The 14,221-nt window shown below is 73.5% G+C and carries 12 protein-coding genes; 6 read left to right on the top strand and 6 right to left on the bottom strand.

The window, feature by feature from the left end; all coding sequences use genetic code 11:
* Nucleotides 1–392: 392 nt before the first annotated feature.
* The 4 genes from K8Z49_RS26535 (at nt 393) to K8Z49_RS26520 (ending at nt 4,662) form a co-directional block, all read left to right on the top strand.
* Nucleotides 393–2,324, top strand: coding sequence for a glycoside hydrolase family 3 protein (locus K8Z49_RS26535; protein ID WP_412515497.1), 1,932 nt, complete (start codon nt 393–395; stop codon nt 2,322–2,324).
* A gap of 114 nt (nt 2,325–2,438) precedes the next feature.
* Nucleotides 2,439–3,275 carry a patatin-like phospholipase family protein gene (locus K8Z49_RS26530; RefSeq protein ID WP_021591319.1) on the top strand — a complete coding sequence of 279 codons (837 nt, stop codon included), beginning with the start codon at nt 2,439–2,441 and terminating at the stop codon, nt 3,273–3,275.
* Nucleotide 3,276: 1 nt separating this feature from the next.
* Complete coding sequence (locus K8Z49_RS26525) at nt 3,277–4,245, top strand: 1-acyl-sn-glycerol-3-phosphate acyltransferase (RefSeq protein ID WP_412515496.1); 969 nt, start codon at nt 3,277–3,279, stop codon at nt 4,243–4,245.
* A gap of 12 nt (nt 4,246–4,257) precedes the next feature.
* Nucleotides 4,258–4,662 carry an RNA-binding S4 domain-containing protein gene (locus K8Z49_RS26520; RefSeq protein ID WP_021591317.1) on the top strand — a complete coding sequence of 135 codons (405 nt, stop codon included), beginning with the start codon at nt 4,258–4,260 and terminating at the stop codon, nt 4,660–4,662.
* A 1-nt stretch (nt 4,663) separates the two neighbouring features.
* Here K8Z49_RS26520 and K8Z49_RS26515 read toward each other — a convergent pair whose 3' ends face one another.
* Entirely contained in the window at nt 4,664–6,088 is a 1,425-nt protein-coding gene (locus K8Z49_RS26515; RefSeq protein ID WP_412515495.1) for an arylsulfotransferase family protein, read from the bottom strand.
* Nucleotides 6,089–6,150: 62 nt separating this feature from the next.
* On the bottom strand, nt 6,151–7,575 hold the full coding sequence (locus tag K8Z49_RS26510) for an MFS transporter (RefSeq protein ID WP_412515494.1): 1,425 nt from the start codon (nt 7,573–7,575) through the stop codon (nt 6,151–6,153).
* A gap of 100 nt (nt 7,576–7,675) precedes the next feature.
* Between K8Z49_RS26510 and K8Z49_RS26505 the strand changes: the two genes are divergently transcribed.
* Complete coding sequence (locus tag K8Z49_RS26505) at nt 7,676–9,715, top strand: glycoside hydrolase family 97 protein (protein ID WP_075024144.1); 2,040 nt, start codon at nt 7,676–7,678, stop codon at nt 9,713–9,715.
* Between the two features lie 6 nt (nt 9,716–9,721).
* On the opposite strand, the gene K8Z49_RS26500 is transcribed toward K8Z49_RS26505, so the two are convergent.
* The gene (locus tag K8Z49_RS26500) at nt 9,722–10,150 is read right to left on the bottom strand and encodes a DUF7144 family membrane protein (protein WP_412515493.1); all 429 of its coding nucleotides are present in this window, start codon (nt 10,148–10,150) and stop codon (nt 9,722–9,724) included.
* 224 nt (nt 10,151–10,374) lie between these two features.
* Between K8Z49_RS26500 and K8Z49_RS26495 the strand changes: the two genes are divergently transcribed.
* Nucleotides 10,375–11,280, top strand: coding sequence for a hypothetical protein (locus K8Z49_RS26495; RefSeq protein WP_412515492.1), 906 nt, complete (start codon nt 10,375–10,377; stop codon nt 11,278–11,280).
* Here the strand turns inward: K8Z49_RS26495 and K8Z49_RS26490 are convergent.
* From K8Z49_RS26490 to K8Z49_RS26480, 3 genes are all read right to left on the bottom strand, one after another.
* On the bottom strand, nt 11,277–12,068 hold the full coding sequence (locus K8Z49_RS26490; protein ID WP_412515491.1) for a class I SAM-dependent methyltransferase: 792 nt from the start codon (nt 12,066–12,068) through the stop codon (nt 11,277–11,279). The genes K8Z49_RS26495 and K8Z49_RS26490 overlap by 4 nt on opposite strands.
* Before the next feature lie 2 nt (nt 12,069–12,070).
* Complete coding sequence (locus K8Z49_RS26485; protein WP_024934251.1) at nt 12,071–13,171, bottom strand: phospholipase D-like domain-containing protein; 1,101 nt, start codon at nt 13,169–13,171, stop codon at nt 12,071–12,073.
* A 67-nt stretch (nt 13,172–13,238) separates the two neighbouring features.
* Nucleotides 13,239–14,189, bottom strand: coding sequence for an Lrp/AsnC family transcriptional regulator (locus K8Z49_RS26480; protein WP_111830728.1), 951 nt, complete (start codon nt 14,187–14,189; stop codon nt 13,239–13,241).
* Nucleotides 14,190–14,221: the final 32 nt, after the last annotated feature.

Here is a 14,221-nt window from a genome sequence, read left to right as displayed (position 1 = left end):
GCCCGGCCCGCTCCGTGCCCGCCCGGGGGTGGGGCGCGGGTGGCCGGGTCTGGCCAGCGGATCCGTGGGGGCGGACGGGCCGCCGCGTGCCCGCACGGCGGCCGGACGGGTGGGCCGATCATGGCCCACCCGTCCGACCGGCTTTGTTTGGCCCATGATTCAACGTGTGAATTTAGTGGTCGTCAAGCCCTCTTCCACAGTTCCCGGCCACGGTCCGGTCTGTAATAGGCAGGTTTGTTGACAGGTAGCCGGGAGGCGGGGGAGGTTCCTGGGTGACGACGCCGGCGGCGCCGGGGTCATGGCCGTCCGGGCGAGCCATGACCCCGGCGCCCCGTCACGCACGCGGCCCGCCGGGCCGCGTGGGCGTCCTCGGACGACCCAGGAGGGACGACTTGCGACACCCCCACAGACGTGTCATCGCCACCCGGATCGGGCGGACACTGGTCGCCTTCGCGACCATCGCCGCCCTCCCCTCGGCCATCGCGGTGCAGCCGGCCCTGGCCGAGGCCCCCCGGCAGGCCGCGTACCTGAACCCCCGGCTGCCCGTCGCCAAGCGGGTGAGCGACCTGCTCGGGCGCATGACGCTGGAAGAGAAGGTCGGCCAGATGACGCAGGCCGAGCGCGGCGCCATCGACGGCGACCGCGACCAGATCACCGAGTTGGCGCTCGGCTCGGTGCTCTCGGGCGGCGGCTCGGTGCCCGCCGACAACAGCCCCGCGGGCTGGGCCGACATGGTCGACGCCTACCAGTCCAAGGCGCTCGCGACCCGCCTGAAGATCCCGCTGCTCTACGGGATCGACTCCGTGCACGGTCACAACAACCTCGTCGGCGCCACCGTCTTCCCGCACAACATCGCGATGGGCGCGACGCGCGATCCCGGGCTCGTCCGCAAGGAGGAGCAGATCACGGCCGTCGAGACCAAGGCGACCGGGCCCCAGTGGGTGTTCGCGCCGTGCGTCTGCGTCACCCGCGACCTGCGGTGGGGACGCGCCTACGAGAGCTACGGCGAGGACCCGCGGCTGGTCGTCCAGATGGAGACCGGCATCGAGGGCTTCCAGGGACGCCACAAGCGCGACCTCGCCACCAACCGGCACGTGCTGGCGACGGCCAAGCACTACGCGGGCGACGGGGACACGGTGTTCGGGTCGTCCACCAGCGGGACGTACACGATCGACCAGGGCGTCACCGTCACCGACCGCGGGACGTTCGCGAAGATCAACCTGGCGCCGTACGCCGTCGCGGTCAAGAAGTACGGGGTCGGCAGCATCATGCCGTCGTTCTCCAGCGTCGACTGGAAGGAGGACGGCGTCGGCAACCCGCTGAAGATGAGCGCGCACAAGGAGCTGCTCACCGACGTCCTCAAGCGGAAGATCGGGTTCGACGGCTTCCTCATCAGCGACTGGGAGGCCATCCACCAGATCCCCGGCGACTACCCGACGCAGGTCAGGACGTCCGTGAACGCCGGCATGGACATGTTCATGGAGCCGTACAGCGCCCCGCAGTTCGTGCAGACGCTGCTCGCGGAGGTGAAGGCCGGGCGCGTGAAGATGTCGCGCATCGATGACGCCGTCAGCCGCATCCTGAAGGCGAAGTTCGAGCTCGGCCTCTTCGAGAACCCGTACACCGACCGCAGCAACGCCAAGACGATCGGGTCGGCGGCGCACCGCGCGGTCGCCCGCGAGGCGGTCGCGAAGTCGCAGGTCCTGCTCAAGAACTCCAAGCGGGCCCTCCCGCTGAAGAGGAACGCGCGGATCTACGTCGCGGGCACCAACGCCGACGACATCGGCAACCAGGCGGGCGGCTGGACGGTGACGTGGCAGGGCTCGTCCGGCGACATCATCCCCGGCACGACGATCCTCGACGGCATCAAGCAGAACTCGTCGCGCGTCACCTACAGCGAGGACGCGTCGGCGCCGACGGCCGGCAACGACGTCGGCGTCGTGGTCGTCGGCGAGAAGCCGTACGCCGAGGGCGTCGGCGACGTCGGCAACGGCCACACGCTGAACCTGTCCGACGCCGACAAGGCCAACATCGACAGGGTCTGCTCCGCGATCAGGACCTGCGTCGTCCTGGACGTCGCGGGACGCCCGCAGATCGTCACCGACCAGCTGGCGAAGACGGACGCGTTCGTCATGTCCTGGCTGCCCGGCAGCGAGGGCGCGGGCGTCGCGGACGTCCTGTTCGGCAGGCGCCCCTTCACCGGGAAGCTGCCGGTGACGTGGCCGCGCAGTGAGGACCAGGAGCCGATCAACGTCGGCGACCGGAACTACAAGCCGCTGTTCCCCTACGGCTACGGCCTGCGGACCCGCGGCGGACACCACTGATCGGGCGCCACTGATTCCGAGGGCCGGCCGTCCGCCGCGTGCGGGCGGCCGGCCCGTTTATCCCGGTTTCCACGGGTGAGGTTGCCTCCAGCGCGCGCGTGAAGGGAGGCCCGGGTGGAACGGGAGCCGCGGGTGGCGTTCGTCCTCGGCGGCGGCGGGGTGCTCGGCGCGCACGAGGTCGGCATGCTGCGGGCGCTGGAGGAGACCGGCGTCCGGCCCGACCTGGTCGTCGGGACGTCGATCGGGGCGCTGAACGGCGTGTTCGTCGCGGCCGGACCCGGCACCGCCGTCGAGCGGCTCACCAGCCTGTGGTCGGACGAGTCCGTCCGCGAGGTGTTCGGCTCCCGCGTCCTGGCCCGGCTGTGGACGCTCGCCCGGTCCGGCACCCACCTGCACTCCAGCGAGCCGCTGCGCCGGATGCTGGACGAGCTGCTCCCCGTGTCGTCGTTCGAGGAGCTGGACGTGCCGTACCAGTGCGTCGCCGCCGGGATCGAGACCGCGATGGCGCACTGGTTCACCCGCGGCCCGCTGGTCCCCGCGGTGCTCGCCTCGTGCGCCGCGCCGGGGCTGCTGCCGCCGGTCCGGGTCGGGGACCGGCACTACTTCGACGGCGGGCTCGTGCACAGCATCCCGGTCGGCCGGGCCGTCATGCTCGGCGCCACCACCATCTACGTCCTGCACGTCGGGCGGATCGAGCGGGACCTCGCACCGCCGCGCCGGCCGTGGGAGGTCGGCCTGGTCGCGTTCGAGATCGCGCGCCGGCACCGGTTCTTCGAGGAGATGGCCGCCCTCCCCGACGGCCTGACCGTGCACGTCCTGCCCGCGGGGAACCGGTCGCGGCGGGCCGGCGTCGACCTCGCCCAGATGCGCTACCGGAACGGCTCCGGGATCCAGGCCCACATCGAACGCGCCTATCAGGCATCGTTGGAGTACCTGAAGGAGCGATCGTGAGATGGTGCCACCCCGTGTCGTCCGCCGCCTCGTGTTCACGCCGCTGCTGTTCCTGCTGACCGCGCTGGTCGTCGTCCTGTTCCCGGCGGCCTACCTGGTGACGTCGCTGATCGGGCGCGAGCGCCGGCGGGCGCGCCGGCTGCTGTGGTTCGCGCTGGCGTGGGGGACGCGGGAGTCCGCCGCCGTCGTGGAATGCGGATGGCTGTGGCTCCGCGGCCGTGCCCGCGACGAGCGGCACTACGACGTCATCCGCCGCTACATCGCGGGCCTGTACTCCATGGCGCAGCGCCAGCTCGGCCTGCGCGTCCAGATCGACGGCTCCTGGGACGGGCCGGACGGCGACCGCCCGCTGATCGTCCTCAGCCGGCACGCCGGGCCGGGGGACGCGCTGCTCCTCGTCCACCACCTGCTGTCGGACTACCGCCGGCGGCCCCGCGTGGTGATGAAGGCGCAGCTCCAGTTGGACCCGTGCATCGACATCGCCGCGGGCCGGATGCCGAACGTGTTCGTCACGCCCGGCGGCGGCGCCGTCGAGGACATCGGCCGCCTCGCGAGCGGCCTCGGCCCCCGCGACGCGCTGCTGATCTTCCCGGAGGGCGGCAACTTCACCCCCGAGCGCCGCCGCCGCGCGATCCGCCGGCTGGTCCGGCTGCGGCGCCGGGACGAGGCCGCCCGCGCCGCCGCGATGCCCCACCTGATGCCGCCGCGGCCCGGCGGCGTGCTGGCCGCGCTCGACGCCGCCCCGTCCGCCGACGTCGTGTTCGTCGCGCACTGCGGGCTCGACCGCATGTCCACGGCCGGTGAGATCTGGCGGCGCGTCCCGCTGACCGGCGTCGTGCGCGCCCGCTGGTGGCGCGTCCCGGCCCGGGACGTGCCCGGCGACCGGGACGCGCGGGTCGGCTGGCTGTACGACCAGTGGGAGCGCGCCGACGCCTGGATCGGCTCGCAGCAGGAGCCCGCGCCGAAGTGACATCATGGACGGATGGGCGACGAGGGGTCCGTGCGGGTCGATCTGTGGATCTGGTCCGTGCGCCTGCTGAAGACCCGGTCGATGGCGACGACCGCCTGCCGGGCGGGCCACGTGCGCGTGAACGACGAGCGCGCCAAGCCGTCCACCGCGGTCAAGCCCGGCGACACGGTGCGGCTCCGCCATGACGGGCGGGAGCGGATCGTGGTCGTGCAGAAGATCGTCCGCAAGCGGGTCGGCGCCCCCGCCGCGCAGGAATGCCTGATCGACAAGAGCCCGCCCCCGCCGCCGCGCGAGGCGCTCATCCCGGTCGGCCGCCGCGAGCGCGGCGCGGGCCGCCCGACCAAGCGCGACCGCCGCGAGCTGGAGCGCATCCTCGACCGCTACCGCACCCTGAACAGCCCACCGGCCGACGACTAGGTCACAGCGAGCGGGCGAGGACCGTGCCGTCGGCGGCCAGCGCCTCGGCCGCCGCGTTCTCGGCCCGGGGGAGCGTGACGGCGGTCTCGAAACCGGCCCGTTTCACGATCGCGGCCTGGGTGAGCCGGGTCGCGCCGGTGAGGAAGCGCCACGCCGCCACCTCCGTCGCACCGTTCCAGCTCGCGTGCACCCGCATCCGCCCGGCGTCGAGCGGCCGCGCCACCACGGCCGGCCGCGCCTCGGGCCGTCCCGTCCAGGGGGAGCGGTACGAGCGGTAGGAGCCGTCGCCCAGGCCCGTGATCTCCAGGACGGGCGTCCCGTCGGCGGCGAACTCGGTCAGCTTCGGGGTGGAGCCCCAGCCGACGACCGCGTTCCCGTCGGGCAGGACCTGGACGTTCCCCATGTACTGCCCGTACGTCGTCCCGTCGGCGTACTCGCGCACCAGGGTCGCGCGGCGGGCGGTCTCGTCCACGGCCAGCACGAGGCCCCGCGACGGGCCGTCGCCCACGGCGCCGATGTGGTTGTCGAACAGCGTGATCGTCCCGTCCGGGCGGCGGCGGGCGTCGTGCTGCCACGCGAACGCGGCGCCCTTCCCGAACGCGAAGTCGCCGCGCCGGCCGCCGAGCCGCCACCGGACGGCGCCGGTCCGGCGGTCGATGCGGTAGAGGGCGCAGGTGTTGCGGGCGGACACCAGCAGGGCGTCCCCGTCGTCCTGGACCGAGTTGATGTGGATCGGGTCGAACGCGTCGCCGCCCTTCTCGGGCAGGGCGGTGCGGGTCTCGGTGATGTCGAGGTGGTCGAGGGCGCTCCAGTCGAGCAGGATCCGGCCGGTGGCGACGTCGATCTCCTGGACCCGGCCGTCGAGGACGCGTCCCCTGCCCGGGCCGCCGATCGGCCGCAGGTCGGCGGTGACCTCCGGGTACGCGATGACCAGCGCCGTCCCCCGGTCGGTGAGCGTGAACTCGTGCAGGTCGCCGCGGACGCCCTCGCCGGCGTGCACCTCGGCGACGCGCCGGTAGTCCTGACCGAGGACGACGCCGACGCCCTCCCCGTGCCCGCCCTCCTTCCGGTCGCCCTCCCAGTAGGTCAGCACCGGCCGGCCGCCGTGGCTCTGCACCCGGACGTCGGTGATGAGCCGGTCCGACCGGTGGATCCACACCGGCTCGCCGGTGTCGTCGACGATCAGCGCGTCGGCGGTGCCCGTTCCCCGGAAGGGCGCGAGGAACAGCAGGCCCTCCGCCGTCCGGCCGAGGCGCCGCGCGCGCAGGTTCGGCGGCCGGACGCCCGGCAGGGTGAGGTAGTCCCCTTCACCGAAGGCGTCCCGCGTCTCCGGGGCGTCCGGTGGACGGCGGGCCGCGGCGCCGCTGACGAGCGCAGCCCCTCCGACCAGGCCCGACAGCAGGAAACGGCGGCGAGTGAAGCTCATGCGTGCCGGTCTATCCGACGAGTCTCAAAACTCCATGAGCGTCCGCTGAGAGCCGCCGGAGATCACTGCCCGTCGGCGAAGCGGCGCTCGGACTCCAGGGCCGACGCCACGTCCCGGGGGTAGGTGTGCCGCGCCCTGAGCAGCAGCAGCCCGTTGACCAGCAATGGCACCAACGCCAGGAGGAACACCTGGTCGAGGCCGTCCGCCGAGCCGCGGCCCGAGTCGAGCAGGCCCGACAGCCACCCGAACAGCACCGGCGCCGCGGCCTCCGCGGCCATCCGCACGATCGTCCGGATGGCCTCCGCGCGGCCCCACAGCCGGTAGTGGACGACGTCCAGCCGGATCGCGTCCAGCGGCGGGTTCGCGGCGGCGAGCGCGGCGGCGGCGAGCGTGAACAGCGGCAGCGCGACCAGCGCCTCGGTGGTGAGCAGGCCGGGCAGGAACAGCAGCGCCGACGCCGCGAACGCCACCCCCGGCACGTTGACGCGGGCGGCGAGCACGCCGCGCCGGACGAGCCGGTCCGCGAGCCGCCCGCCCGCGAGCACGCCCGCCAGCCCCGCCAGCCCGATGACCGGGACGAACGCCGACAGCTCGCCCCGGCCGACCCCGTACCGCTCCTGCACGAAGACCATCGCGAACGTGCGCAGCCCGGCGAAGAAGAAGTAGCCGATCGCGGACGCCACGATGATGATCACGTTGGTGCGGATCCGCAGGACGTGCCGCGCGGCGTCCGGCAGGCTCATCGCGGCGGGGTCGGCGTCGAGGACGGCCTCCGGGTTCGGCTCCACCCCCGCCTCGTGCACCTGCCGCTGGGCGAGCTCCTCGCCCCGGCCGGCGGTCTGCTGCGCGCCCCGCCGCGGCTCGGGCAGCATCCGCCACAGCAGCACCGCGAGGACGAGGCCCAGCCCGGCGACGAACCAGAACGCGACCCGCCAGCTGACGAACGCCGCGATGTTCCCGCCCGCGAGCAGCCCGAACCCGACCCCGACCAGTTCACCGGCCAGGATCCGGCCGTACGTCGCGGCCCGCTCCTCGGGCGGGAACAGGTCCCCGATCAGCGACGCGACGGTCGGCCCGGCCGTCGCGGTGACCGCCCCGAGCGCCACCCTGGACGCCAGCAGCCACCCGTAGGACTCGGCGAGCCCGCCGACGACCATCGCGAGGCTCCACAGCAGCACGCTGCCCGCCAGCAGCGGGATCCGCGGCACCCGGTCCGTCAGCTGCCCGACCGGCACCGTCGCGACCGCGCCGATCGCCGCGGGGGCGGCGGTCAGGACCCCGACCTGCGTGTTGCCGATGTGCAGCGAGTGCCGCAGCTCCTGGACGATCGCGCCGATCACCCCCGTGTCGGCCGCGTTCAGCGCGAGCACGCAGGCCAGCAGCACGATGACACGGGCGCGGCGTCCCCCGCCGTGCCCGCCTCCGGGAGCGGTGTGCGCCCGCCTCCGGGAGCGGTGTGCGCCCGCCTCCACGGCCGCGGGGTCCACGCCGGCGTCACGACCGACTACTGCCCGTACACGGGCCGGGTATGTGCAGGTCGCCGGGGGTCGCCGAAACATGGTCAAAGCGGGCAGCATGTGGATCACCATGGTGATACCGGGATCCGCGCGCCGCGCGCTGCGAGCCGCCGCGGCGGTCGTGTCCCTCGCGCTGCTCTCCGGGGCGACGGCGACCGCCGCGGGCACGCCGGTCCCCATGGAGCCCGCCGTGACGTCACCGGACGGCGCGCTGTCCCTGACGGTGTCCGCCGACGGCGGGCTCCTGCGCTACTCCGTCGAGCGGGCCGGCGCCGTGCTCGTCCGGCCGTCGGCCCTCGGCCTGCGGCTCACCGACGGTTCCACGCTGGGCGGGAACGTCCGGATCACGAGCATCCGCAGGACGTCCGGCGACCGCACGTGGCGGCCGCTGTGGGGCGGCGACGCCGCCGTCCGCGACCGCTACCGCGAGCTGACCGTCCGGCTCCGGCAGGCGGACGGCAGGGTCTTCAACGTCATCGCCCGCGCCTACGACGACGGGGTGGCCTTCCGCTACGAGGTGCCCGCGCAGGCCGGGCTGCGGTCCCTGGAGATCGTGGACGAGGCCACCGAGTTCGCCCTCGCCGGCGACCCGGCGGCCTGGTGGACGCCGCGCGACTTCGACTCCGACGAGAAGACCTGGCGGTCGTCCGCCTACAGCGCGATGGGGCCCGGCAACACGCCGGTGACGTTCCGGTACGGGGCCGGGCCGTACCTGTCGATCCACGAGGCGGACCTGAACGACTACGCCGCGATGACCGTCGTCCCGGAGTCGGGACGGCTGCGCGCCGCGCTCGTGCCGACCCCGGGCAGGACGGCCGCGGTCGTCACCCGGACGGGCCGCGCCACCCCGTGGCGGGCGCTGACCGTCACCCCCGACGCCGGCGGGCTCATCGAGTCCCACCTCCTGGAGAACCTCAACCCGCCCTGCGCGATCTGCGGCGCCGACACCTCATGGATCAGGCCGACCAAGTACGTCGGCATCTGGTGGCTGATCCAGCACCGCAAGGCGACATGGAAGACCGGCCGGTGGCACGGCGCGACCACCGCCCGCGCCAGGCAGTACATCGACTTCGCCGCCGCGCACGGCATCGGCGGCCTGCTCGCCGAGGGCTGGAACCGCGGCTGGGAGGGCTCCTGGGCCGACCAGGACTTCACCGCCGCCACACCGGACTTCGACCTCCCCGGGGTCGTCGCCTACGGCAAGAGCAAGGGCGTCGAGTTCATCGCCCACAACGAGACGGGCTCCGGCGTCGACAACTACGAGAGGCAGCTCGACGCGGCGTTCGCGCTCTACGAGCGGCTGGGGATCCACTACCTCAAGACCGGCTACGTCGGGAAGATCCCCGGCCACCACCACTACGACCAGCGCATGGTGAACCACTTCCGCCTCGTCCTGGAGACGGCCGCGCGGCACCGCATCAACGTCATCTGCCACGAGTGCGTCCACGGGACGGGGGAGACCCGCACCTATCCCAACGCGCTCGCCCGCGAGGCCGTCCGCGGCCAGGAATGGGACGCCTTCAGCGGGGGCAACTCCCCGGAGCACACGCTGATCCTGCCGTTCACCCGCATGCTCTCCGGCCCGATGGACTACACGCCCGGGATCGTGGACGTCCGCTGGGATCCGCGGAAGGCGGGCCGCCGCGTCCACACCACGCTCGCCAAGCAGCTCGCCTACTACGTGACCTACTCTTCCGGCGCCCAGATGGCCGCCGACCTCCCCGAGCACTACGCCAGGTCGCCCGGCCTCGCGTTCATCGAGGACGTGCCGGCCACCTGGGACGAGACGAAGGTGCTGTCGGCCGAGGTCGGCGACCACCTCGTCACCGCGCGCCGCTCGGGCGCCGACTGGTACGTCGGCGCGATGACCGGCGACCGCGCGCGGACCCTGCGCTACCCGCTCTCGTTCCTCGGCAAGGGCACCTGGGTCGCCGAGGCCTACACCGACGCGCGCGGGACCGACTACGCGACCGCACCGGAGAAGCTGGACGTCACCCGCTCTCTCGTCACCCGCGACGGCACCTTCACCGCCGTCCTGGCGCGCAGCGGCGGCCAGGCGGTCCGGTTCCGTCCCGCGACACCGGCCGACCTCCGATCGCCGGGCGGCTGACCCGGGTCAGGCGCCCTTCGCCCCGGCCGGGGGCGCGGTGAGCGCGTAGATCAGCAGGACGCACAGCGCGATCGTCAGCACCGACCAGAGCGGGAACGCCTGCAGGAACGCCAGGTGCCCGATGGCGGCGAGAACGGCGAAGAAGACCCCCGTGGCGCGGGCCCACATCTTCCCGGACAGGATCGCGGCGCCGACGGCCATCTGGATGATCCCCAGGACCAGCCAGAACCAGCCCCACGCGGTGTAGTCGAACACCAGGATCCGGTTGTCGCCGACGAGGTAGTAGTCGTCGTTGAACAGGGCCACCAGGCCGTCGATGACATTGAACGCGCCCACCACGAACGCCAGCGTGCCGGCGAACGTCAGCCACCCGGACGTCCGGACCTCCCTGTGGGTCCCGGCCGTGCCCGTGCCGTGCGCCATCCTGGTCGTCATGAGACCTCCCTCGTCGGGCCCGGATCACGTCGCTCGCCTATGCCGAAAGATCCCCTTTGTCGCACTATGTGCAAACCGTGACCGCGTCCCATTTGGCGCCCCCTTGAGCCAACCGTGCCCACCGTTTGGGCCCCGCCGCCCGGCGCCGGGCCGCCGGGCGAAACCCGGTGCCCGTCCGGTCCGTCTCAAGATCGAATCACCGTCGCGACGAACCGGAGCCCCTGATGGACACCGCCGACTACCCGGGCCTGGCAGGCGAGATCGCCTCCATGGCGCACGGCTACCCCTACGCCGACCCGCCCGAGCTGCTCGGGCGGATCGGCGATGAGGTGAGCGCCGACCCCGCGGGCCCGCACGGCCGCGCCATGCTGGCGGCGCTGTGGGCGAGCCGCTGGTTCGTGCACTGGAAGATCAACGACCGCGGACTGGTCACGGCACTGGCCGAGGCGGCCGAGCGCGCCGAGGCGGCGCTCACCGCCGCGGGCTGCGCCGGCGGGCACGAGCATCCCGATCTCGCCGACGCCTCCGACCCGGAGGGGATGGCCGCCCTGATCGAGATGATCGGCGGCTCGGACGACCGGGAGACCGTCGAGGCCGCCGCATGCCCGGGTCACCTCGCGCCCCTGGCCACCGACACGGCCTCCACGCTGCGGTCGACCCTCAGCGAACGGTTCGCCGCTCCCGAGACCGAGCACCTCGACGCCCGTTACCTCACCGCCGACGGCCGCACCGCGTTCGACCCCCTGATCGGCGACCTGGAACGGCAGCGGTACAGCCAGGTCGACCCGCAGGCGCAGAACGCGGCGATCTGGTCGGCACGGCGGCTGCTCGCCGGTGCTCCCGAGGCCGAACGGCCCCGCCTGGCGATCGCGGTATGCCTGCTCGCCAAGCACTGCTACTGGAGCTCCACGGCACCCGGCATCGTCGGGCTCTACCGGGAGGCGCTGGCGACCGTCGACCGCGCACCGCGCGAGACGTCCTGCCCGCACGGCGAAGGCCATCGGCGCGTCAAGCTCGCCGCCCCGCCCCGCCCCGGGGTGCCGGACGAGCGCGGCGAGCTCTGCCCCCGCCGGGTCGCCGAGCAGGTACACGACATGCTCGAGTACACCCGTGACTACCTGGGGTCCTAGAGGGCCGTGCCCTTGATCGCCCATGCCGTCGCGGGGAGGGTGAGGGAACCGTCCGGGGCGAGGGGGAGGCGTTCCCGCAGGTGCTCGCGCAGCGTGCGCCGCCGCTCCTCGCTCAGGGACGCGACGTATCCGGGGGCCGGGCCCTGGCCGCCCAGGAACGGCTCCCAGTAGTGGTCGAAGTCGGGGAACGCGGTCGGCACCTCGATCGCCTGGACGGTGACCCTGGTCAGCCCGGCGTCCGCCCAGAGGCGGGCCAGCGGCTCGGGGAGGCACATCGGGAAGCGGCGGCCCTCGTCCAGGCCGGCCGCCTCGGGGTCCAGGTCCGCGGCGGCGTCCCAGAAGTGGCGCAGCATCGCCATGCCGCCGGCGTAGTCCCACACGTACGCCGCGACCACACCGCCCGGGCTCGCGACCCGGGCGAACTCGGCGACAGCGCGCTCCGGGTCGGGGACGAAGTTGAGCGCCAGCCCGCTGACCACGGCGTCGACGCTCCGATCGGCCACCGGCAGCGCCTGCGCGTCACCGAGGTGGAAGACCGCCCGCTCATCATCCACGCGCTCCCGCGCGCGGTGCAGGAAGCCTTCGGAGGGGTCCACGCCGACGACCTGGAGCGGATCGGCCATCGCCAGCACGGTGGCCGTCAGCACGCCGGTGCCGCAGCCGACGTCCAGCCATCGCCGGCCCGGCGGGACGCCCAGCCAGGGCACGAACGCCTCCGCGATCCGGCGGCTCCATCGGCCGATGTACCTCTCGTAGGCCTCGCCGGCGGACCACACGTGACCTCCCATGGTCAGACCGGACGGGAGAGGTCGGTGATGATGCGGGAGATCTCCTGGAGCGCGTACGACGCGATCTCGCGCTGGGCGGCCTCGGCGTCCTCGCGCGTCTCCTCAAGGTCGCCGATGACGATGATGTTCTCGTCGTTCAGCGTGGTGGCCGGGGCGGTGTAGTTGAAGCTGCCGGCGATCACCAGCCGCTCGTCGATGACCATCAGCTTGTGGTGCACCTTCCGCACGCCCGTGCCCGGCTTGTTGGCGAACAGCTCCACCCCGGCGGCCCTCAGCGGGTCGGTGGCGGCCCACGCCTGGGCGCCCTGACCGTTGTCGAGGACGCCGCGGAGGCGGGAGAGCGACGGCGCGAGGCGGATCATCGTGTCGTCGATGCCCGAGGACCGGGCGAAGGTGAACATCGCGAAGTCGACGCTCGCGGCGGCCTTGAGCATCTGCTTCATGATCTCCATCTCGGGTCCGTGCCGGGGCGCGAACAGCGGCTTGACCCGGACCCGGCCGAGCCGGAACTCCGCCGGCGTCGGCTCCACGCGTTCGTGCAGGGCTCCGAACGTCCCCGAGCGCATCCGGAGGAACTCGGCGAGGTACAGATCGGCGGCGCGCCGCCCCCGCAGGACCAGGACGTGATTGAGGTTGTTGCCCGCCTTCCCGCGCCCGCCGGGCGGGTTCGTGCCGGTGTCGGTGAGGGTGAAGTTCGCCGAGCCGGTCAGCACCGCCGCCGTCGGCTCGCCGGCGTCCCGGACGATGAACTTCTGGTGGAAGATCGCCGGGTTGAGGTCGGTGACGAGGTCCACGCCCGCGCGCAGCAGCGCGGCGTGGATGAGCCGGTTCTCCTCGTTGGCCCCGGCCGCCGCCCAGGGGTCCGCGGCCGGACGCTCCTCCCGCAGGTAGTCGCCCTCCAGGATGATCTGGACGCGCACCCCGGACGCCCGCGCCGCCAGGAGGGCCTCGGCGATCGAGCGGGAGTCCAGCTCCTGCACCGCCACGCGCAGCGTGCGGCGGGCGCCCGCGACGAAGTCCCGGATGACGGCGTCCAGGTCGTCGGGCCCGCCGAGCACCGCTGGCCCCGCATGGAATTCGATGCCGCCAACCTGAATCGGCATAACCGCCCCCAAATCCACGACAGTCCCCGCGAACCAGGCATACCCACTTTCCCGGGAGGCGGTGCCGTCAGTGCGGCGGGGCCACGCGCTTGGTGTAGCCGGTGACCACGGCGGTCTCGACGTGATCGATGCCCTCCAGGGCCCCGAGCCGGTCGCTCAGGTACGTGAACAGGGCGTTCTCGTCGCGGCAGACGGCGATGGCCAGCAGGTTGTGCGTCCCGGTGATCGCGCCGACGAACGCGGCCTCCGGATCGGCGGCGAGGGAGCGGGCGACGTCCGCGAGCCGGGACGGGCTGACGGCCAGCCACAGCAGGCACTGGACGGTGTAGCCCAGCACCGCCGGGTCGACCTCGACGTCGAACCGGACCGTCCGGGAGCGACGCAGTTCGTCCAGCCGGCGGCGGACCGCCGACTCCGACCAGCCGGTCTGGCGGGCGAGGCGCGGATAGGCGGCACGGCCGTCCGCGGCCAGGGACGGCAGCAGCCGCCGGTCGAGGTCGGTCGGCGCGGCCGGCGCCGCCGCGCCGGAGACCGGCGGCCGGAGCGCGGCGATCTGGTCCCCGTCGAGGGCGGACGTCCGGCCCGACCAGCGGTGGTCCATCAGATGGCGGAGCAACCGGTGGGCGTCCACCGCGAGGACGTGCGGGTGCCGGGCGAGCGGCGCCAGCGGGGCGGGACGCCCCGCCGGGGCGCGCAGGACGCAGGCGATCTCCGTGCCGCTCGTCAGGACGGTGACCCAGCAGGTGTCCGGACGCCGCGCCAGGGCCCCGGCCAGCGCGGCGGCACCGGCGGGCCGCACGCGCAACCGCACCAGCCACTCGGCGAGGCCGATGTCCCGGCTGCTGACGTTCGCGGTGACACGGGCGGTTCCGGTGGCGCGCAGCCGCGCGAAGCGGCGGGCCACCGTGCGGTCGGAGACGCCGAGCACCTCGGCGATCCTGGCGAAGGGCGCCCGGCCGTCGAGATGCAGCGCGTGCAGCAGCCGCAGGTCGAGCGGGTCCAGCGTGACCGAATCCACCCGATGATGGTATTTCGATGTCGGATCCCGGC

This window comes from Actinomadura madurae (genome assembly GCF_047130825.1).
GTDB classification, from domain to species: domain Bacteria; phylum Actinomycetota; class Actinomycetes; order Streptosporangiales; family Streptosporangiaceae; genus Spirillospora; species Spirillospora madurae.
Note: the sequence above shows the minus strand (reverse complement) of the source record. Positions and strands in the feature narration are given on the sequence as shown.